This window comes from Leminorella grimontii ATCC 33999 = DSM 5078 (assembly GCF_000439085.1).
Lineage (GTDB): Bacteria > Pseudomonadota > Gammaproteobacteria > Enterobacterales > Enterobacteriaceae > Leminorella > Leminorella grimontii.
In genome coordinates this window covers 1-19,806 of sequence record NZ_AUUA01000008.1, presented here as the reverse complement: position 1 = coordinate 19,806, position 19,806 = coordinate 1, and the positions used below count along the sequence as shown (strand labels likewise).

The window sequence follows — 19,806 nt, the reverse complement described above, 5'->3', positions numbered from 1 at the left end:
TCTAGTATGACGCAGACTTCCCGCATACCTCTTTCAGTCCTCGATCTCTCACCGATTATTCAGGGCGGCTCCGTTTCCCAGTCCTTCGCTCACTCTCGTGAACTGGCCATTCTGGCCGAGCGGCTCGGCTATCATCGCTACTGGCTGGCGGAACACCACAGCATGGAGGGCATCGCCAGTTCGGCAACGGCGGTGCTGATAGGCTACATCGCGGGCGTAACGGAAAAAATGCGCGTCGGCGCGGGCGGCATCATGCTGCCCAACCACGCGCCGCTGACTATCGCCGAACAGTTCGGCACGCTGGCGACGCTCTACCCCAACCGCATTGACCTCGGGCTTGGCCGTGCGCCGGGCACCAATCAGGAAACCGCGCTGGCGCTTCGGCGCGACGAACACGACAGCGCCAGAAACTATCAGGCCAACGTGCACGAGCTACAGGGCTATTTTGATGATGAAAACCCTGCCAAGCCCATTAAGGCCATTCCCGGCCAGGGGCTAAAAGTGCCGCTTTGGCTGCTCGGCTCCAGCCTTTACAGCGCGCAGCTGGCGGCAAAAATGGGCCTTCCCTTCGCCTACGCCGCTCACTTCACGCCGGATCTGCTGATGCAGGCGCTGGAGGTCTATCGCCGGGAGTTCGTCCCCTCGGCGGCGCTGTCCAAGCCCTATGCCATGGTTTGCCTCAACGTTATCGCCGCAGATAACCATCTGCAGGCAGAGCGGCTTTTCAGCTCCGTTCAGCTGCACTTCGCCAACATGATCCGCGGTAAGCCGGGGCCGCTGCCGCCTCCGGTAGACGACGTGACCAAGGAGCTTGCTAAGCACGAGCTTTACAGCGTCAACCACACGCTAAGCCTGTCTATCGTCGGCGATAAAGAGGACGTTCGCGACGGATTGCAAAATCTGCTGCAAGAAACCGGCGTTGATGAGATTATGATTAACGGACAGATTTTTGACCATCAGGCGCGCCTGCGCTCGTTTGAGCTGATTGCCGACATCGCGCCTGAACTAGGCTCAGCCTAGCCCGCTCACGGCGGGCATTCGTATCGCCGCGCGCCTGTACCGGGCGCGGCAGTAACGTTTAACCCTCTGGACTCTCAGGTGAACGATGAAAATTGTGGTATTGGACGGGTATACGCTTAACCCCGGCGACATTTCCTGGAACGACCTTAAGCAGCTTGGCGACCTCACGGTTTACGACCGCACCCCGCAGGACCTTATCGTTGAACGCATCGGCGACGCAGAAATCGTACTGACCAACAAAACGCCCATCAGCGCCCAAACGCTTTCCGCCTGCCCTTCACTCAAGTTTATCGGCGTGCTGGCTACCGGCTATAACATCGTCGATGTTAAGGCGGCGCGCGAAAAAGGCGTTATCGTCTGCAACGTGCCGAGCTACAGCACCATCTCGGTTGCCCAGCTGAGCCTGGCGCTGCTGCTGGAGCTTTGCCACCACGTGGGCGACCACAGCAACGACGTACGCGCCGGCGGCTGGAGCAGCAGCATTGACTTCTGCTACTGGCGCTCGCCGCTCATCGAGCTGCAGGGCAAAACGCTGGGCCTTATCGGCTACGGCCAAATCGGTTCGGCCTTCGCCGCCGTCGCGACCGCGCTGGGTATGGAAATCCTGGTCTATACGCCGAGCCAAAACAAGAAGCACGAGCGCCCCGGCCTTCGCGTCGTGCAGTTGGAGGAGCTTCTGGCCGAGTCCGACGTGATTAGCCTGCACTGCCCGCTGACGGCGGAAAATACCGGCATGATTAACCGCGCGACGATTGCGAAAATGAAGGACGGCGTGCTGCTGCTCAACACCGCGCGCGGCGCGCTTATCGTCGAACAGGACCTGGCCGACGCGCTCAACAGCGGCAAAGTCGGCGGCGCGGCGCTTGACGTGCTGTCCACCGAGCCGCCTGCGGCCAGCAACCCGCTGCTGACGGCCAAAAACTGCGTACTCACGCCCCACATCGCCTGGGCGCCGAAAGAAGCGCGCCTGCGCCTGATGGCGATCACGGTGGAAAACCTTAAGCGCTATATGGCGGGGAACCCGCAGAACGTAGTGAATTAACGGCAGGGTTTTGAGTAAAAGCGCCGGGAAGATTGTCATTGACGCTTCCCGGCGCTTTATTGTTGTGTAACACCGATCGACTCATGGAGAAAAGGGATGTTTACGGACAGGGACGAGATTGAAGAAAGCTTGTGCGACGCGGGTATTGATAAAAAGGATGCGAGAATACTGGCGCAGCAGGCCAGGTCGGCTATTCAAATATACAAGGCGCAGGTCTGTCAGCAGCACAATGCAGTTAAAGGAATGTACGCATGACAAAGTTATTGTCTGATATCGGTAAGACCCTGTTATCCGGTATGGCGGCTTTAGTGTTGTTCGGCTGTGATGATAAACAGGAAGAAATAACACTGGCAAACGAACAGTTGGCCGATATGGTGTTTGTGGCGGGCGGCAGTTTTATGATGGGGGATTTTGGCCCGACTATGGGGGAACATTTACCTTTCAGCTTTGAGCAGGATGATAAGCCGCTGCATAAGGTGACGCTTGACAGTTTTAGTATGTCCAAATACCGAGTAACGTGGAAGCAGTATAACCGTTATCTGGACATTCAGGGGAAACCAAAATCAAAAGCCTATACAAGATTTAAATCATACAATGAGAGCGACTCCTTTTCTAAGTTTGCTGGTGATTCCTACCCCGCAGCGGTTCTCTGGCAGGAAGCAAAGGACTATTGCCTGTGGGTGGGTAAAGTAAGTGGCCGGAAAGTTGACTTACCAACCGAGGCGCAGTGGGAGTATGCGGCGCGCAGCCGTGGACAGTTTTTTATTATGGCGAACAAAGATAACATCTGGCATGAGGATGAGGAGGGTGAAAACGCAAGTTTTGCAGGAAGCATTGAACCTGTAGGCAGCTATCCGCCTAACCCCCTTGGATTATATGACATGATGGGAAATGGTTTTGACTGGGTCAACGACTGGTACGCTTCGGACTATTATCAATCTTCGTCGGAGAAGAACCCCACCGGCCCGGAAAAAGGCGATAAAAAGGTGTTAAGAGGGTCTGGTGGCAAAGCCTACTGGAATAATCCGGTTATTTTGCGCTGGAGTGGCGATATAAATGGAGATAAAAAGGGGGCGAAGATTGGCTATGGGTTTCGCTGTGTAGTCAATGAAGTGAGTCCCTTATAGTTTTATGGCGAGAAAGAGTGGGTTGAGTCTTTTGTCAGTGTTACTCAATATAGGGGGATACAGGTGGATAGTATAGAAAAAGGATTTCAGTTAAAGCTGGCGTTATTTGGCGTGATTTTAATAAGTCCTCTGGTTAATGCACAGACAAGTTGGGAGAGTTATGTATCTTACGACAAATGCCAGGTGAATGTACCAGTTTGCCAACAGGCAGCTAAACAGGGGGATATACAATCACAATATAATCTGGGGAAAATGTACTACACAGGTGAAGGTGTACCACAAGATTATCATATGGCAAAGAAATTGTGGGAGCAGGCATCTGAGAAAGGAAACCCTCAGGCTCAGAATGGGTTGGGCGTACTATATTATTCCAATAAGGGGGTGCAAACACGAAATATAGATTTTGCCAGAAATTTGTTCTTACAAGCAGCACTACAAGGTGAATATAAGGCATTGCTGAATTTAGGTAAAATGTATGATGATAAACATGCAACGGATCAGGATTTAAAAAAAGCCGCTGAGGGTTTTCATAAATTTCGCAATGAAAATAAAAAACAGTTAGAGCAGCAGTCTAATAGTGGGAATGCTGACGCTTCATATAAGCTGAGTCGGATGTATACTGACGACGAAGTGCTTAAATCCGACCTCAATCAGAAAATTTACTACCTTGAAAAAGCGGCTAAACAAGGGAGCGCCTCTGCGCAGTATGAAATCGGTTATATTTATTATAGAGGCGGGTACGGGTTAAGATCAGATCCTGAAAAAGGCCGTGACTATTTCATTCAGGCTTATAATCAGGGCAACAGTGACGCCGCCTACTCTTTGTATGAATATTACACATATCGTGATGAACCGAATACTGAAAAGGCACTAAAGTATTTACAAAAGGCAGCTGAACAGCGTCACTTTAGAGCTATTCATCAAATTGCCTATTATTACTATCATGGGGTGGAACCCTATCTTAAACAGGACTATAAAAAAGCATTTCAATTTTATGAAATACTTTCTACTACATTGTCGAATAGAGCTAAATACTATTTGGGGAACGATTATCAGTTAGCCGCTATGTATCAATTAGGCATAATGTACGAAAATGGTCAGGGAATAACTAAATCCAGAGAGAAGGCGTTAGAATTGTTTAAGACATCCTGCGATGGTGGTTATCAGAAAAGTTGTGATGTGTTAAATAATAAAAGATGATGGTGTCAACGCACTGCTTTATTTTTTATTATAATTAACTATCCTCATGATATTTTAAACTGTGAGTCGTTTTGCACAAACTATAATAAAAAAACCGCATCAAAGATCTCAATGACGATATTGCTGCCCCGGATAAAAGATGGCGATAGACGACATTAGAATAGCGGGCTTCTTTATATATGTATTAAAAGAAGCGATTTAATTGACCGTTGGTTGGAATCTATTTCGGGCGCCATGAGCTAGTATCTCAACCATCTTATCGAATTTTGCGAGGCGTATTCCAATATTGGCATTACGCCTTGTTTCCCTTAATAAAATCGCTTGCCGCCCGTTATCGATAGCGGTATCTTTTGCCCGCGCCTGCAAATTCAGGCGCCGGGCTTAGCATCCTGAAATTCTCTTGTTGGCGACATAGCGGCGCATCTGCGCTTTTCTTATGTCGTGCACACGGCTACACTCCTATGGCGAGCCGGACGGTGGCGTCGCAAGACGCGCCGGTGTCCAACAAGGCCGGTAATGCTAACTCCGTCCGGTTCCGCCACCCGTGAAATTAGCATTTCCGATGGCGGTATAATTGACGACTTGTTGGAGGCTGCCCCTATGGCTACGATCCCTACCCAGACTCACCCCTCATCCGAGAAACCCGCTAAAACCCAGCGCCGCTACACCGTCGGCTACGTCCCCAATCAGGGCGATACCAGCACGCCCGCCATAAACCTAGGCGGGAAATGGCTCAGAGAGGCCGGCTTCGACACCGGAGTCGGCGTGACGGTCAAGATTGCCGACGACTGCATTGTGCTCATTCCCGATAACGATGAAGTACACGAGCTGCGTACCCAGCTTAAGCAGGTGAAAGAGGCGGTGAAGGTGATGAAGGAGGGGGTGCTTAGCGAGTTGTGAAGAAGGGGAAGAGTTCGTCCCCAAAAACATAGCCACCCGCATCGCGGGTGGTTAAGATTGCTGATAAAGTCTCAAATAAACACTACAGCTATCGGGTATACGAAAGTTTAAATATATCCCTGTTTATCATATAGTTCCCTTGCCAACTCTTCCCCGTACTCGTCAAAAAATGCTTGGGCAATGGCGATATTTTCTTCGCGGGTTTTTGACAGAAGGTGACTGTGGCCGTCAGCAAACTCCAGATAAATACTCGTCTCCGGTGATAGCCCTTGTGCCCCACCTCCCCACCAGTATGGGTAGATGACCAAAAAGTTATTTTGCGTCGCAGGGGTAATATAGCTCTCCAGACCTCGCAGACAGGTCGTTAATGGCATATAGATACCAAAATTCTCACCTAAGAAGATATGATCCATAGTGAGGATCTGCTTTTCTTTATCGTAATTGATGTGTTCCGCATAAATATTATCCCGGCTGCTTCCCGCGTTACACCCCTTCAGCTCATTAAGCATTTTCACTGGATCGCCATACATTCTTTTCTTTTCACTAAACCATGCAGTCCAGTCCGTATAATCAGCAACATCTTTTGCAGGAGAGGCAAAATACTGTTCCAGGTTTTCCTCTGTGATATGTACATGCAGAAAGAACGATGAGGGTTCGCTCATAACTTAATTCCTTTTATATTGAACGATAATTGGCGGTCTTATACACCAGAAATATGGCAGCGTAAAGAGGCGGAAAAGGTGATGAAGGAGAGCGCTTAGTTCGCTTTAAGGAAAAAGGGGTCGTCCCTCCAAACGAGAAAAGCCACCCTGAAGGTGGCTTTTCCGGTACTAACTTTAGCGCGCAGGTCCGAAGAAATCCGCGCCTTGATGGGGTGAAATTATCAGCCTCTGGAAGTCCGTCAACCAGCCTCTGATGTATGAACTCTGGAAAGCATAATGCAACCATAGCTACCCGCGATGCGGGTAGCTATGGTCCAACCTCAACCCTACACCACCAGCCACAGCAGCCAGGTAAACGCAAACCCGCTCACCCCCAGCACCGTCGTCAACACCGTCCAGGTCTTCAGGCCGTCTGCGACGGAAAGCCCCAGGTACTTGGTGACGATCCAGAAACCGGAGTCGTTAATGTGCGACAGACCCAAGCCGCCGAAGCACATGGACAGCGTGACCAGCACCAGTTGAATATGGTTTAGTCCCACCACCGCCTCTGACAGCAGACCGCCGGTGGTCAGAATAGCTACCGTCGCCGAGCCCTGCGACGCACGCAGCGCCAGAGAGATGATGAACGCGGCAGGAATCAGCGGCAGCCCGATGGTCATCAGCACGTCGGCCAGCGCCTTGCCCACGCCGGACTCCACCAGCACTTTACCAAACACGCCGCCCGCACCGGTCACCATGATAACCACCGCCGCCGTCGGCAGCGCGCCGCCCATGACGTCGCTGGCATGCTGCATGCTCCAGCCGCGGCGAACCGCCAGGAAGTAGAACGCCAGCACCAGCGCAATCATCAGCGCCAAGCCCGGAGAGCCGACCAGCGTGAAGAAGTCTCTTATCGGCGAACCGGCCGGCATCACCGTAGCGGACACGGTACCCATCATAATAATGGCGATAGGAATGATGATAAGCGCAGAGATTAAAAACGCCCCCGGAGGATTCATGCGATCGGTAATCGGCGCGCTGTTTTCCGGCGCAGGTTCCGGAGCCGCCAGCTGAAGCTGCTCCAGCACTTCGACCGACATCGCATAGTTTTTACGGTTAAGGCGCTGGGCGACAAAGTAGCCGATAACGCCGACCGGAATAGAAATCAGCAGCCCGATAATTGTGAGCCAGCCCACGTCGGCGCTCAAGAGCCCCGCGGCGGCGACCGGCCCCGGATGCGGCGGCAGCGCAACGTGCACCGTCAGCATGACGCCGGCCATCGGCAGGCCAAACTTCAGCGGAGAAACCTTGGCTACCTTGGCGAAACCGTAAATAATCGGCGCCAGAATGATAAAGCCAACGTCAAAGAATACCGGGATCCCGAGAATAAAGGCCGCGATAGTCAGCGCGGCGACGGTACGCTTTGGCCCTAATTTTTTGCTGAAATAGCTGGCCAGTGATTCAGCGCCGCCGGAGTGTTCGATCATTCGACCAAGCATCGCGCCCAGGCCGATAATGATGGTAATCGAGCCAAGAACGCCACCCATGCCCGCGGTCATGACCTTCATGACTTCGCCGGTAGGAATGCCGCTGGCCAGCGCAACGAACAGGCTGACCATCAGCAGCGCTACAAACGGTTGAACTTTCGCTTTAATCACTAGCAGCAGGAGCAAGAGCACGCCCAAGGCCGCTATCGTTAACAGTGCAATTGTCGACATGGTTAGACCCTTTAATAGGTAAAAGTAGGGTACCGCATCGATTTTTACATCGACGCGGTGGGTTTCTTTTTTTTATAAATTCGTTTCTATACGGACTTTACGAACTTTATTTCAGTGCTACATCTCAATATAAAAATCAGTACTATAAATAAGGCTTCACCCAGCCAAGCCCCGCCGTCGTTTCGCCGCGCGGCTTGTATTCACAGCCTACCCAGCCCTGATAGCCAACTTCATCCAATTTGTTGAAAATCCAGCCGTAGTCCAGCTCTCCGCTGTCCGGCTCGTGGCGCTCCGGCACTGAAGCGATCTGAATATGCCCGTAGCGGCGGGCCATCGACTGAATAATATCCGTTACGTTGCCGTCAACCAGTTGGGCGTGGAAAAAGTCCAGCTGAACGAAAGCGTTGGGCTTATTTATTTCCTCAATTAGCGCCAGCGCCTGATGCTGGCTGCTGAACAAATAGTTAGGCTTAATCGGCGGGCTAAGCGCTTCAATCAGCACGTTTATGCCGTGCGGCGCAAAGCGGTCCGCCGCGTAGCGAACGTTTTCAATAAACGTTTGGCGGCAGGCCAGGCGGTCTACGCCTTCGGGCACTACGCCCGCCATCACGTGTACGTTAGGGCAGCCGAGCGCAATGGCGTATTCCAGCGCGCGGTCAATATCTTCACGCGCCTCGCGCTCGCGGCCGGGCAGCGCGGTAAGCCCCCACTCGCCTGCGGCGACGTTGCCGGGCGCGGTATTGAACAGCACCTGCTTAAGCCCATTCTGCTTCAGCTTTTCGGCAAGCTGCTCCGCCGGGTATTCATAGGGAAACAGAAACTCGACCGCCTTGAAGCCGGCCTTGGCCGCCGCTTCAAACCTGTCCAGAAACGGCAGTTCGTTAAACATCATTGATAAATTGGCAGCAAACTTCGGCATGGTTTATCTCCGTAATTCGGCAAGTTGTTCTTCAGACAAATAGCGGATGCGACGATCGCCCAGCGTAAATATCAGCTTTGCCGTCTCTTCCAGCTCTTCATAGTTATCCGAGGCGTCGCGCAGGGAGCGCCCCAGCGTAACCGCGCCGTGGTTGGCTAACAGAAAGGCCCGGTTGCCGTTAGCCAGCTTGGCGAGATCTTCGCCAATCCGCCGATCGCCAGGACGGTAGTAAGGCACCACCGGGACTTTCCCCATTCTCATCACCACGTAGGGGGTAAACGGGCGGATGGCGTTTTCCATATTGAGATCTTCCAAGCAGGACAGCGCCGTCAAATAGGTGCTGTGCAGGTGGACGACCGCCTTACACTCCGGATTGTTGAGATATAAGGACAGGTGAAAGCTGACCTCTTTTGACGGCTTATCGCCTGAAATCAACGTTCCGTCCAGCCCCACCTTGGAGAGCCGGTCGGCGTTAAGCTCCCCCAGACAGGAGCCGGTCGGCGTCGCCAGCAGCGTGTCGTCGGGCAGCAGCATGGAAAGGTTGCCGGCAGAGCCCGTCGCGTAGCCGCGTTGGAACAAAGAGGCGCCCAGGCGGACCATGGCTTCGCGCGCCTCAAGCTCTGCTTGAATTAACGTCTTTTCACTCATACGGGAAACTCCAGCTGTGCTCTGGCAAAGAAGTTTTCATCTCCGAAGTTACCGGACTTCAGCGCCAGAGAGACGGGCTGCTCCGTCGCCCGCACCCAAGGCACGCCGGGGGAAATGCAGGGGCCAATGTGAAAACCGTGAATGTTTAAAGATTGGGTAACAACCCCTGACGTTTCTCCGCCCGCAACGATAAAGCGGCTAAAGCCAGCCTTGTGAAGCAGGGAGACGACGTCGGAAAACAGATGCTCAACCGCATGGCTTGACGCCTGCGCGCCGTACTTCTGCTGGATAAGCTTCAGCGTTTCCGGCTGTGCCGTAGCGTAAAGCATCGGCGCAAGCTTGCCGTCAGCATTCTCTTCAACCCAGCGGGCCAGCTCCGCAGCGTAAGTCGCTCGCTCCGAATCCGACGCGACGCAACGCTCCACGTTAATCGCCTTTGACGCCGCCTGCTGGCGATAGCGCTCAACCTGAAGGTTGGTCATCGTCGAACAGGAACCGGACAGCACCACCGCCTTTTTGCCCTGCGGCGCACCGGCGAGCTTGGCGTTAGACGCTCCCTGCCCAGCCTCTTCTACCACCGCCCACTGCCTGGCGATGCCGATAGCCAGACCGGAACCGCCGGTCACAAGCTTCATCGACTTGACCGCCTCGCCCTGCACCAGCAGGTGCCGTTCGCTCAGCGCGTCCAGCACCACGTAGCGCTTTCCTTCTTCCGCCAACGCAGCCAGCTTTTGCTTCACCGCCTGCGCGCCGAGGTCGAGATCCGACGCCGTCACCAGGCCGCACTTGCCCTGAGCCTGCGCTTCCATCAGGCACAGCAGGCTGCTGTCCGTCATCGGCGTCACCGGATGGTTGCGCATGCCGGACTCCGACAACAGCTGCCCCATCACGAACAGGTAGCCTTGATAAACCGTACGCCCGTTAACCGGCAGTGCGGGAGAGATGACCGTCTGCGTCTCGCCCAGCGCGTTTAACAGGGCGTCCGTTACCGGCCCGATGTTGCCCTTCGGCGTACTGTCGAAGGTTGAGCAGTATTTGAAATAGAACTGACGGCAGCCCTGACGCTTAAGCCACGACAACGCGGCCAGCGATTGCTCCACCGCCTCTTCAACCGGGCAGGAGCGGGACTTCAGGCTGATAACCACCGCCTGCGTGTCGACGGTTACGTCGTCTGCGGGAACGCCGTTAAGCTGAACGGTGGACAGGCCGTTCTCCACCAGGAAGCTGGCGATATCGGTCGCTCCCGTGAAGTCGTCTGCAATAACGCCTAGCAACATTATGCGTTCTCCTTACCCTTCGGCAGCTCGATGCCGGAGAAAATCTTGATAACGGCACTGTCGTCTTCTCTGCCAAAGCCGGCGTTGCTGGCCTCGGTAAACATGTTTAGCGCAGTGGAGGCTAAAGGCAGCGGGAAGTGCAGAGATTTGGCGGTGTCGGCCACCAGCCCCAGGTCCTTAACAAAAATGTCTACCGCCGACTTGGGCGAGTAATCGCCGTCGACCACGTGACGCATGCGGTTTTCAAACATCCAGGAGTTGCCGGCGGCGTTGGTAACCACGTCGTACATGACGTCCAGAGGAATGCCCGCCCGCGCGGCCAGCGCCATTGCCTCAGCGCCAGCAGCGATGTGAACCCCGGCCAGCAGCTGGTGAACGATTTTCACCGTTGCGCCCAGGCCAATCTCTTCACCAACGCGATACACCTTGCCCGCAACGGCGTCCAGCACCGGAGCCAGCTGGCTGAAAGTCTGTTCGGCTCCGGAAGCCATCACGGTCATTTCACCCGCAGCGGCCTTCACTGCGCCGCCGGAAACCGGCGCGTCCAGCATGTTTAACCCGAATTCGGCCAGGCCTTTCTCAATTTCCTTGGCGTCCGCAGCGGAAATGGTAGAAGAAACCATCACCGGCGTACCGGCCTTCAGGTGCTGAGCCAGACCGCTCTCGCCAAACAGGATCTTTTTCACCTGTACGGCATTGACGACCAGCAACAGCACGGCGTCCAGCTTATCGGCAAACGCCTGAGCGCTGGTCGCCGTCTCTTTTGCGCCCTGCTGCTTAAGCTGCTCCAGCGCAACCGGATTAATATCGGCGCCGTAGGTCGTTAGCCCCGCGCGAATACAGGACTGCGCCGCACCCATGCCCATTGAACCCAGCCCTACGATACAAACGGAATAGTCTTTATTCTGCATACCAATCTCCAATATCAAAGCGTGATGTTAAAATTAGTTAATCTTTGTTCTCTTGTGTTAATTATAGGGAATTGAAAAAACAATATCGCGATCCAATTCACAGATATTAACATCATCATAGGTTTCAACAATTGCATAGAAATCATAGGATTTATTTTTTCTTTATTTATTTTAGCAAGTTATGTTTTGTTAATGCGCTTCACACTCTAGGGGGCACTGTGATAACTTATAACAAAAATTAACGCCATATATACCCGTCATACTTCAAGTTGCATGTGCGTTGGCTGCACTCGTTCACCCCAGTCACTTACTTATGTAAGCTCCTGGGGATTCACTCCCTTGCCGCCTTCATGCAACTCGAATTATTTTGGGTATAGTCCACTCGGAGCGAAATCATCGTGATACCCGTAGAACGACATCAACAGATTTTAGAACTGGTTGCCGAACGCGGCGTCGTCAGCATCGCCGAGTTGACGGAGCGCTTTGGCGTCTCTCATATGACCATTAGAAGGGATCTTCATAAGCTTGAACAGCAGGGTACCGTTATCCCCGTGTCGGGTGGCGTTCAGGCGCAGGAAAGGCTTATCAGCGAGCCTTCGCACATGGATAAAGAGACGATGTTTAGCCAGCAGAAGGCCAGCATCGGCAGGCTCGCGGCGGAAATCATCCCCGCCGACAGCTGTATTTATCTGGATGCAGGCACCACGACGCTGGCGCTTGCCAAAGAGATAGGCGATCGCAGCGATTTGACCGTCGTCACCAACGACTTTGTCATCGCCAGCTATTTAATCGAATTCGGCAGCTGTGCGCTTATCCACACCGGCGGCACGGTCTGTCGGGAAAACCGCTCCTGCGTCGGGGAGGCCGCCGCTCACGCCCTGCGCAACCTGCTTATCGACATTGCGTTTATCTCCGCCTCGTCGTGGAGCATGCGCGGGCTGTCGACCCCCAGCGAAAACAAAGTGTCGGTAAAAAGAGCCATCGTCGACGCCAGCCACCGCTGCATCCTGCTGTGCGACACCTCAAAGTACGGCAAAATCGCCACCTATATGGCGCTGCCCATCTCAGTGTTCGACACCATCATTACCGACAGCGCCCTGCCGGAGGCAGCCAAAGAGGCTATTCGCCTGTCGGAAATCACGCTTATGCTGGCCAACGCCGAGGCATAAAAAAGCCCCGGCGTTTCCGGCGGGGCTTTTCACAATCCAAAAGGTGAATTTACTTCAGCAGTTCCAGCGTTGCGTCATTGAAGTAGTCAACCTGCACCTCATAGTCTTTGCCCAGCAGTTGGCCACGGCCGTACCAGTTAATGCCGCCCAGCTGCAGCGACAGGCCCTGTACGTCAAAGTTGAACAGATAACCGGTAGAGCTGACGAAGGTAAACTGGTTGTTCTGCATTTGCAGCAGGTTGAAGCTCAACCCTTTCAGATAGTGCGACTGTACGCGGCCCAGATAGGCCGGAGCCAGCTTACCGAACAGGCGGACAACTTCGGCGCGGTAGGCGTCAACGGTCAAACCTTTCGGCAGCTCGCGCGCGATCAGCGCAAAAATGTCTGCGTTGGCCAGCGCAATCGCAAGCTTGGTGGTCAGAGAGGTCGTCAGCTTTTCCTGATTGACGGAGAATTCCGGCTGCTTGCTGTTTCCGCTCTTTTTTACCGGCTCAAGGAATTCGCCAAGGTTAGGCTGAATCAGTACGGTTGTCGCGATATAGGCCGCAGCGGCGGTATCCTGCTCAGGACGGCGTTCGCCGATAAACAGCGCAAATTCGTTATCCGCCGTAGCTTCAATTTTGTTAGCTTTCAGATACTCTACGACCGCTTCCGGCGTCTTTTCACCGCGAACCAGCTCGCACAGCACGTTCATGTGACCGTCATGGCGGCCGCCGTTGAACGTTGGCGCCAGCGACATTACTGCGCTTTGAACGATAGGGAGTGCGGGAATAGCTAAAAGATTTTTTGCTGTGCTCATGTCATTACGATCCGTCAATAAAATAAACTCTGGCGCCCGACTTCAGAGCGCCGCTTTATGGTCCAGCAATCCTTACCATACGCGCGGGCGTACGCCGGACTTGGCTAAGTAAAATATCATACTCACATAAGGCAAAAAGCACCAGATGAAGACTCACCGGGCGCTTTTAGATTTGTTACGGACGGTTTCTCGTCAAGACAAAAAAACAATGTTGAAATATTTACTAAAAAAACGTCGTCTAAACAACCATCGCTAGCCCCAACGTAGCCAAAAGCCCGAGCACGGAGGCGATGCAGGTCGCCACCGTATAGGTGGCGTACATCGTCCCGACCGAAATGCCCAAACACTCCTTCACGAACCAGAAGCCGGAGTCGGTGACGTGAGAACCGCCGATAGCGCCGGTGCCGATAGCGATAGCCACCAGCGCCGGGTCAAGAGACGGATAGCCGCTGAGGACCGGCAGGATAAAGCCCGCCGAAGCCATCATGGCGACGGTCGCGCTCCCCAGAGCGGTGCGCATAACGATAGCAATAACCCACGCCATGATGAGCGGGCTTATCTGAATGCTGGTCAGCACCTCCTTCAGCGCTTCGCCGACGCCGCTGTCGATAATGATTTTGTTAAATGCGCCCGCGGCGCCGATAACCAAAAGAATAGACGCCATCGGCGCCATCGCGCTTTCGCTGAACTTACCCAGTTGGTTCAGCGTAAAGCCTTGCCCCGTGCCGAGCACGAAATAAGCCACAACGGCTGAGATAAACAGCGCAATCATCGGCGTGCCGATAAAGTCGACGTAAACCATATAGGCGGGAGGATTGGCCTTATCGATCGTCAGTTCAACCAGCGTTTTGCCAATCATCAGCAGCAGCGGAAGCAGGATGACAAACAGCGTCTTGCCGAAAGAAGGCAGCTCGGAATCCGGACGCGACTCGGCATTGGCGTAGGCGCCGGTTACCTCCACCGGGAAACGCCTGGAGATATATTTACCGTAAATCGGCCCGGCAATCGCCGCGGCGGGTATGCCCACCAGCAGGCCGTAGAAAATGACTTTCCCCACGTCGGCATTGAGCGACCCGGCAATCGCCATCGCCGCAGGATGTGGCGGAATGACGCAGTGGACGATGAGCAACCCCATTATCATTGACAGCGCAACCTGAATCACCGGCAGGTTTGACTCTTTCGTCACCGAGAACATCAGGGCGATAAGCAGGATGATCCCCACCTGGAAGAACACCGGAATACCGCAAATATAGCCGACAACCAGCATCGCCCAGTGGGCGTGCGTTTTGCCGAGGAAGTTAATCAGGGTTCTCGCCAGCCGCTCTGCGGCGCCCGATATCTCCATCAGCTTGCCGAGTATCGCCCCCAGCGCCAGGATGGGAGCCAAAAAGCCAAGCGTCCCTCCCAGCCCCGACTCAAACGCCGAGACGATTTTCGCCAAGGGCATTTCCATTGTTAATGCTAAAAACAGGCACGCCGTCATTAAAGAAACGAAGGCATGTATTTTGAAATAAACGCATAACACCACCACGATGATAATGGCGAGTATCAGCATCGACATCGCAAATCCAACACTCATAGTTCGTCCCCGTTATTGTATTTATACCGGCCTATGGCCGAACGACGGGTGCAGTCGTCCGGACGCATAGCGCCGGGAATAAATGATGTTGATATTTTTATTTAATAACGCGGTCGGCGTTCCGGCCTGCGTTTATTATTTAAGGCATCGCTTTGGGCCTTATTTTTTGAAATAAGGCGCGTACAGCGCGGCCAGGCGAACGGCCTCAATCAGACTCACCGCGTTGGCGACGCCTTTACCCGCAATGTCATTCGCCGTACCGTGGTCGACCGAGGTTCTTAAAATCGGCATTCCGTTGGTAATAGAAATCGTGCGGTGGAAGTCCACCATCTTGGTCGCGATATGCCCCTGGTCGTGATAAGGGGAGAGCACCGCATCATAAGCGCCCAGCAGCGCAAAGTGGAAAACGCTGTCCGCAGGCTTAGGCCCGACAATGTTGACGCCCGCTTTTCTTGCCATTTCAACGCCCGGCGCCAGAACGTCGTCGTCCTCAGAGCCAAAGAGGCCGTGCTCCCCACAGTGCGGGTTGATACCCGCCACCGATAGCCTGGGATTTTTAAGGCCCAGCTTGTGCAGCGCTTCGGTGCAGCGAATGGCGTAGTCACACACCCGCTCCGGCGTTAAGGATTCAATAGCCTGCACCAGCGACATGTGGCGCGTCAGGAAAAACACCCTCAGCTCTTTGACCTGAAACATCGTCAGCGGATCTTGAGTGCCGGTCAGATCCGCCAATATTTCGGTATGGCCGATGTAGTTAATATTTCCCGCTTTGAGGGACTCTTTATTAATCGGCGTTGTCGCCAGCGCGTCTATTTTATGGGCCATCGTTAATTCGGTGGCCGTCTTAATATATTCAAAAGCGGCTTTACCGCACTGCCCTTGAATAAGTCCGGGTTTAAACGACGCATAGTCCAGTTCTCCACGCTGGAGAAGGTTTAACACGCCTTCCCGGAATTCGGCGTCTCGAAGAGAGTCAATCACGCGAACGTCGAGATTGACGTTGGAAAACGCCGCCGCCTCTTCCAGTATGCGCCGGTCGCCGATAACGACCATGTTTCCATATTCATGCGCTTCCCTGCTGGCCAGGGTTTTCACGACAATCTCCGGCCCGATGCCGGCGGGATCGCCCATAGGTATGCCGATTAGCGGTTTTACGTTCATTTAAGCTCCTGAGGTTGGTTAGATAATTCTTTCTCTGTGGCGTATACGCCGCTGGAAATTTTGGTGCTCAGATAGTCGACGCAGTGCACGAGCGTACTGTCGTTACCGACAAATCCGCCTTTCGTCACGATGGACAGGCCGTTGCACCTGTCTCCCAGCAGGTGGCCATAAACTGCCAGCGGCTCAACTTCATCTTTCAGGATGAATCCCTTACTGCCCAAGCGGTTGGTAACGGCGAGCGTCACGTCGCCGCCGCTGGTGTAAATTCCCCGAAACATCGACTTCTCGTTGAGCAAAACCTGAGACGTCACTTCGGCTATCCCTTTGTTTATCAAGCAGCTCACCTCCGACTTGTCGACGCCGTACTCCTGCGCCAGTTCGCCCAGCTCGCAGACGTGCTCTGGCGTTTCCACCGTATCGATGCCCACGACGTCATACCGTTCAGACTTACGCAGCAGCATCTGAACCAGCGGCCCCGCCTTACCGGGATGTTTTGAGATATCAATCAGCTGACGCGGAGGGACGACCTCCAGCCAGACGTTGCGGTCGTACTTAAGCTTCTCGATCTGCCGCTGGGTGAGCGCTGAGACGCTGCCAATGGCGATAAACACTTTATTGGTCTTCACGTTAGCGCTGGAATAACGCAGGTGGGCAAGCTGCGCGGTAAAAGGCCCTGGGTCGACGCAGAACACCGGCAGGCCGGTTTTCTCAACCGCTTTTGCGATAGCGGCGATGTCCAGATCCGTCGTTGCGTCAAAGATCGCAATTCGTCCCCCCTGTCGGTAGACCGTCGCTATCTTCTCCGACAGCGCGTCAACGCCTGCCAGAACGTCGCGCAGCGGGATGTGATGAGGCTCGTAGCGCGACTGCTGGCGAAACAGCTCAAGGACGGAAGACTCCGTCATCGGGTTCTTCGGGTCGTCTCTCATCATGGTGTTTTGCAAAGGAATGCCGGAAACCAGCAGCGAACCGCCGACGCAAATCCGCCCGCTGGAGGGGTAAACCGGAACAACTACGGCCATAAGCTCCGGATAGTTATCCAATACGGCATCCACTTCGGCGCCCATATTTCCCCTCAGCGTTGAGTCGATACGCTTACTGATTAAGGGCGCCTGGGCTCTAAACTGTTCGATACACTCGCTGACGCGGCTATAGGCCTCTTCGGGCGAAATAGATCGGGAGTCGGTAGAAAAAGAGACAATCTCAAAATGGCTCAAAGACTGATGAAACGCCTCCAGACAGGTTATGGTAGTAAACCCCTTCTTGCTTAACAGGGCGCTGGTAGCGTTCGCACCGGTTAAATCGTCCGCGACAATCGCAACTTTCATCGCATTCTCCTTGGTTTTATTATGATTTTTTCTCTAATGGGCGATGAGCCAACTCGGCGCACTGAGAAAACTCAGGCTGCGCCCCGTCGGTAATCACGCGGTGAAACGTAGACAGGTCGGCAATCTTGTAGCGGCAACGGATGTTCAGCTTGCTTTCGTCCACGAGAAGAACGGGCTGTACGGAGCGCCGGATAGCCATCCACTTGCAGTCGGCCTTGATTTGGCTGGTGGTTAGCGCGCCATACTCTTCGCTATAGCCATCCGCGCCGATAAAGGCAATATCGGTAATACGCTCGGACAGATAGCGAACCGTTTCCGAGTTATAGCAGGCGCGGCTTCTGGGTATGACCTCTCCCGGACACAGGATAAGCTTGACCTCGGGCTTGCTGTTGAGCGCCATCGCGATGGAGAGATCCAGGGTAATCACGGTGATCGGCAGCTGGATATACGGGATCATCTCCCGTACCGTCGTTCCACCGTCCATGAAGACCACCATATCCGGCTGTAACAGCTCGCAGGCCCTCTGGCCAATGATTCTCTTGCTTTCAAAACAGCGGCCCTCTTTGACGTCATAGCCGGGGCTATGGTCCAAAAAGCGCTTCTTGACCAGACCGCCGTAGGCCAGCTGAACCAGCCCGCGCTCCTGCAGCTGCTTGAGATCGCGCCGGATGCTCATGTGGGACACGGCCAGCAGCCTGGCCAGATCGTTGATGCTGCAAGAGTCGTAGTTATCTAGGATATTTAGGATTTTTTTGTATCTTGGTACATCAGGCATGGGCTTTCCTCACTTCAGAACGCGCGTGAAAACCGCGCGTAAAAATTGAGGCTAGTATGGGGGGGCAAATACTTTCATCTGTGAATCTATTAACACTTTCACAAATTAAAATCGCAGATGTTAGGCGCGTCTAATTTCTTAATCTTCATCCGGTAATACCTGTTAACTTTCCTTTGGAGGCATGGAAGTCGTTGGCGCACGGCGCTATGTTGCAGGCCGTTAAACCGATTTAACGGAGAACGTATGGAAGAACATGAGAAATATCTGGGGCAGGCCAAACGCGTTTTGCTCAGCGAATCGCAGGCCATTGAGCGTGCGGCGACGAAGGTCGGCTCGGAGTTTATCGAGGCAATTAAGATAATAACGTCGGCAAAGGGCCGGCTCATCGTCACCGGAATGGGCAAGCCGGGCTATATTGCCCATAAGATTGCCGCCACGCTGATGAGCACCGGCACGCCCGCCTACTATCTTCATCCGGCGGAAGGCAGCCACGGCGATCTGGGCATGATCGCTAAAAACGACGTCGTCATCGCTATCTCCAACAGCGGAGAAACGCCGGAAATCCTAAATCTTCTTCCCGCCATACGCCGTATCGGCGCCAGAATCATCGCGCTGTGCGGTAACGAAAGGTCAACGCTGGCCAAGCTCGCCGACGTTACCCTAGACGCTTCGGTAGAAAAAGAGGCCTGCCCGCTGGATCTCGCCCCTACCTGCAGCACGACCGTCGCGCTGGCGCTGGGCGACGCTATCGCGGTAGTTCTCATGCAGGCGCGCCAGTTCACCGCCGACGACTTTGCGCTTTACCATCCCGGCGGCGCGCTGGGGCGCAGGCTGCTTCTAAAGGTGGAGCACGTAATGCGCAGCGATGGAAGAAATCCGGTCGTATCGCAGGAAAACAACGTCGAGCACGCGCTGTTTATCATGACGGAAAAAGGCGTAGGCGCAACGTCAGTCATTGACGAGCAGGGAAAGCTGGTTGGGCTGATTACCGACGGCGACGTTCGCCGACGTCTAGCGCAGGACGTACAAATTCTCTACCTGCCGGTACATGAGCTAATGACCCGCAGCCCGCTGACCATACGTCGGGATAAGCTGGCCTCGGAGGCCATCTACCTGATGGAAAGCCACCATCCCAGGCCCGTCACCGTCCTGCCCGTGGTCGACGATGACGGGAACGCGGTAGGCATCGTGCATATTACGGACGTGCTGAAAAACTTTTGAGCTGCGCCAAAACGCAGGCAAATAAATATCCTCCGGCATAGCCGGAGGTTTTTCATATGCGCCTATAAGGCTCTCCTACCAGCCGCGCCCTAACAGGCGCATCGCGATCTGACATTTGCATCTATGGGTTACTTACGGCCCGTAAACGGGCTGCCTGGATATGGGATCGATAACTGTTCCCCCATTTTATCCTCTTTCAATTGATGCTTTATGTACTCTTGTATTCGGGATGTATTTTTCCCCACCGTATCTACATAGTACCCTCGGCACCAAAACTCTCGATTGCGATATTTGAACTTTAGATCTCCAAACTGCTCATAAAGCATCAGGCTGCTTTTACCTTTCAGATATCCCATAAAGCCCGATACACT

The 19,806-nt window shown here is 54.0% G+C and carries 20 protein-coding genes; 8 read left to right on the top strand and 12 right to left on the bottom strand.

All coding sequences use genetic code 11. The annotated features are described in order from the left end of the window. Window positions 1–6 precede the first annotated feature (6 nt). From G544_RS0111770 to G544_RS0111745, 6 genes are all read left to right on the top strand, one after another. Window positions 7–1,020, top strand: a complete 1,014-nt coding sequence (locus G544_RS0111770; RefSeq protein ID WP_027274794.1) for an LLM class flavin-dependent oxidoreductase — start codon at window positions 7–9, stop codon at window positions 1,018–1,020. Between the two features lie 85 nt (window positions 1,021–1,105). After that, window positions 1,106–2,062, top strand: coding sequence for a D-2-hydroxyacid dehydrogenase (locus G544_RS0111765; RefSeq protein ID WP_027274793.1), 957 nt, complete (start codon window positions 1,106–1,108; stop codon window positions 2,060–2,062). A gap of 96 nt (window positions 2,063–2,158) precedes the next feature. Then, on the top strand, window positions 2,159–2,317 hold the full coding sequence (locus G544_RS22190; protein ID WP_154656330.1) for a hypothetical protein: 159 nt from the start codon (window positions 2,159–2,161) through the stop codon (window positions 2,315–2,317). Beyond that, window positions 2,314–3,189: a formylglycine-generating enzyme family protein gene (locus G544_RS0111755; protein ID WP_027274792.1), complete on the top strand. Its 876-nt coding sequence runs from the start codon at window positions 2,314–2,316 to the stop codon at window positions 3,187–3,189. The genes G544_RS22190 and G544_RS0111755 overlap by 4 nt, the downstream gene beginning before the upstream one ends. A gap of 63 nt (window positions 3,190–3,252) precedes the next feature. Then, window positions 3,253–4,389 (top strand): tetratricopeptide repeat protein, encoded by a 1,137-nt coding sequence (locus tag G544_RS0111750; RefSeq protein WP_027274791.1) that lies wholly within the window; start codon window positions 3,253–3,255, stop codon window positions 4,387–4,389. A gap of 600 nt (window positions 4,390–4,989) precedes the next feature. After that, window positions 4,990–5,289 carry a SymE family type I addiction module toxin gene (locus tag G544_RS0111745; protein WP_027274790.1) on the top strand — a complete coding sequence of 100 codons (300 nt, stop codon included), beginning with the start codon at window positions 4,990–4,992 and terminating at the stop codon, window positions 5,287–5,289. Between the two features lie 107 nt (window positions 5,290–5,396). Here G544_RS0111745 and G544_RS0111740 read toward each other — a convergent pair whose 3' ends face one another. The 6 genes from G544_RS0111740 to ltnD all read right to left on the bottom strand — a co-directional run bounded on the left by G544_RS0111740 (window position 5,397) and on the right by ltnD (window position 11,403). Then, complete coding sequence (locus tag G544_RS0111740) at window positions 5,397–5,951, bottom strand: hypothetical protein (RefSeq protein WP_027274789.1); 555 nt, start codon at window positions 5,949–5,951, stop codon at window positions 5,397–5,399. A 326-nt stretch (window positions 5,952–6,277) separates the two neighbouring features. Next, window positions 6,278–7,648, bottom strand: a complete 1,371-nt coding sequence (locus G544_RS0111735) for a GntP family transporter (protein WP_027274788.1) — start codon at window positions 7,646–7,648, stop codon at window positions 6,278–6,280. 142 nt (window positions 7,649–7,790) lie between these two features. Further along, window positions 7,791–8,567 (bottom strand): 2-oxo-tetronate isomerase, encoded by a 777-nt coding sequence (otnI, locus tag G544_RS0111730; RefSeq protein ID WP_027274787.1) that lies wholly within the window; start codon window positions 8,565–8,567, stop codon window positions 7,791–7,793. A gap of 3 nt (window positions 8,568–8,570) precedes the next feature. Then, window positions 8,571–9,215, bottom strand: coding sequence for a 3-oxo-tetronate 4-phosphate decarboxylase (gene otnC, locus G544_RS0111725; RefSeq protein ID WP_027274786.1), 645 nt, complete (start codon window positions 9,213–9,215; stop codon window positions 8,571–8,573). After that, on the bottom strand, window positions 9,212–10,492 hold the full coding sequence (otnK, locus tag G544_RS0111720) for a 3-oxo-tetronate kinase (protein WP_027274785.1): 1,281 nt from the start codon (window positions 10,490–10,492) through the stop codon (window positions 9,212–9,214). Before otnK ends, otnC begins: the two co-directional genes overlap by 4 nt. Further along, window positions 10,492–11,403: an L-threonate dehydrogenase gene (ltnD, locus tag G544_RS0111715; RefSeq protein ID WP_027274784.1), complete on the bottom strand. Its 912-nt coding sequence runs from the start codon at window positions 11,401–11,403 to the stop codon at window positions 10,492–10,494. The genes otnK and ltnD overlap by 1 nt, the downstream gene beginning before the upstream one ends. 398 nt (window positions 11,404–11,801) lie before the next feature. Between ltnD and ygbI the strand changes: the two genes are divergently transcribed. After that, complete coding sequence (ygbI, locus tag G544_RS0111710; protein ID WP_027274783.1) at window positions 11,802–12,572, top strand: DNA-binding transcriptional repressor YgbI; 771 nt, start codon at window positions 11,802–11,804, stop codon at window positions 12,570–12,572. A gap of 49 nt (window positions 12,573–12,621) precedes the next feature. Here the strand turns inward: ygbI and G544_RS0111705 are convergent, their stop codons facing one another. The 5 genes from G544_RS0111705 to G544_RS20410 all read right to left on the bottom strand — a co-directional run bounded on the left by G544_RS0111705 (window position 12,622) and on the right by G544_RS20410 (window position 18,214). Beyond that, the gene (locus G544_RS0111705; protein WP_134389196.1) at window positions 12,622–13,371 is read right to left on the bottom strand and encodes a hypothetical protein; all 750 of its coding nucleotides are present in this window, start codon (window positions 13,369–13,371) and stop codon (window positions 12,622–12,624) included. 238 nt (window positions 13,372–13,609) lie between these two features. Then, complete coding sequence (locus tag G544_RS0111700; RefSeq protein WP_027274781.1) at window positions 13,610–14,950, bottom strand: GntT/GntP/DsdX family permease; 1,341 nt, start codon at window positions 14,948–14,950, stop codon at window positions 13,610–13,612. A gap of 159 nt (window positions 14,951–15,109) precedes the next feature. Next, window positions 15,110–16,111, bottom strand: coding sequence for a 4-hydroxythreonine-4-phosphate dehydrogenase PdxA (pdxA, locus tag G544_RS0111695; RefSeq protein ID WP_027274780.1), 1,002 nt, complete (start codon window positions 16,109–16,111; stop codon window positions 15,110–15,112). Next, entirely contained in the window at window positions 16,108–17,439 is a 1,332-nt protein-coding gene (locus tag G544_RS20415; protein ID WP_051155714.1) for a four-carbon acid sugar kinase family protein, read from the bottom strand. The genes pdxA and G544_RS20415 overlap by 4 nt, the downstream gene beginning before the upstream one ends. Window positions 17,440–17,458: 19 nt before the next feature. Further along, the gene (locus G544_RS20410) at window positions 17,459–18,214 is read right to left on the bottom strand and encodes a DeoR/GlpR family DNA-binding transcription regulator (RefSeq protein ID WP_051155713.1); all 756 of its coding nucleotides are present in this window, start codon (window positions 18,212–18,214) and stop codon (window positions 17,459–17,461) included. A gap of 243 nt (window positions 18,215–18,457) precedes the next feature. On the opposite strand from G544_RS20410, the gene G544_RS0111680 reads away from it, so the two are divergent. Next, complete coding sequence (locus tag G544_RS0111680) at window positions 18,458–19,435, top strand: KpsF/GutQ family sugar-phosphate isomerase (protein WP_027274779.1); 978 nt, start codon at window positions 18,458–18,460, stop codon at window positions 19,433–19,435. Window positions 19,436–19,563: 128 nt separating this feature from the next. Here the strand turns inward: G544_RS0111680 and G544_RS0111675 are convergent. Beyond that, the coding region (locus G544_RS0111675; protein ID WP_027274778.1) for an IS200/IS605 family transposase at window positions 19,564–19,806 on the bottom strand (243 nt) is incomplete at its 5' end.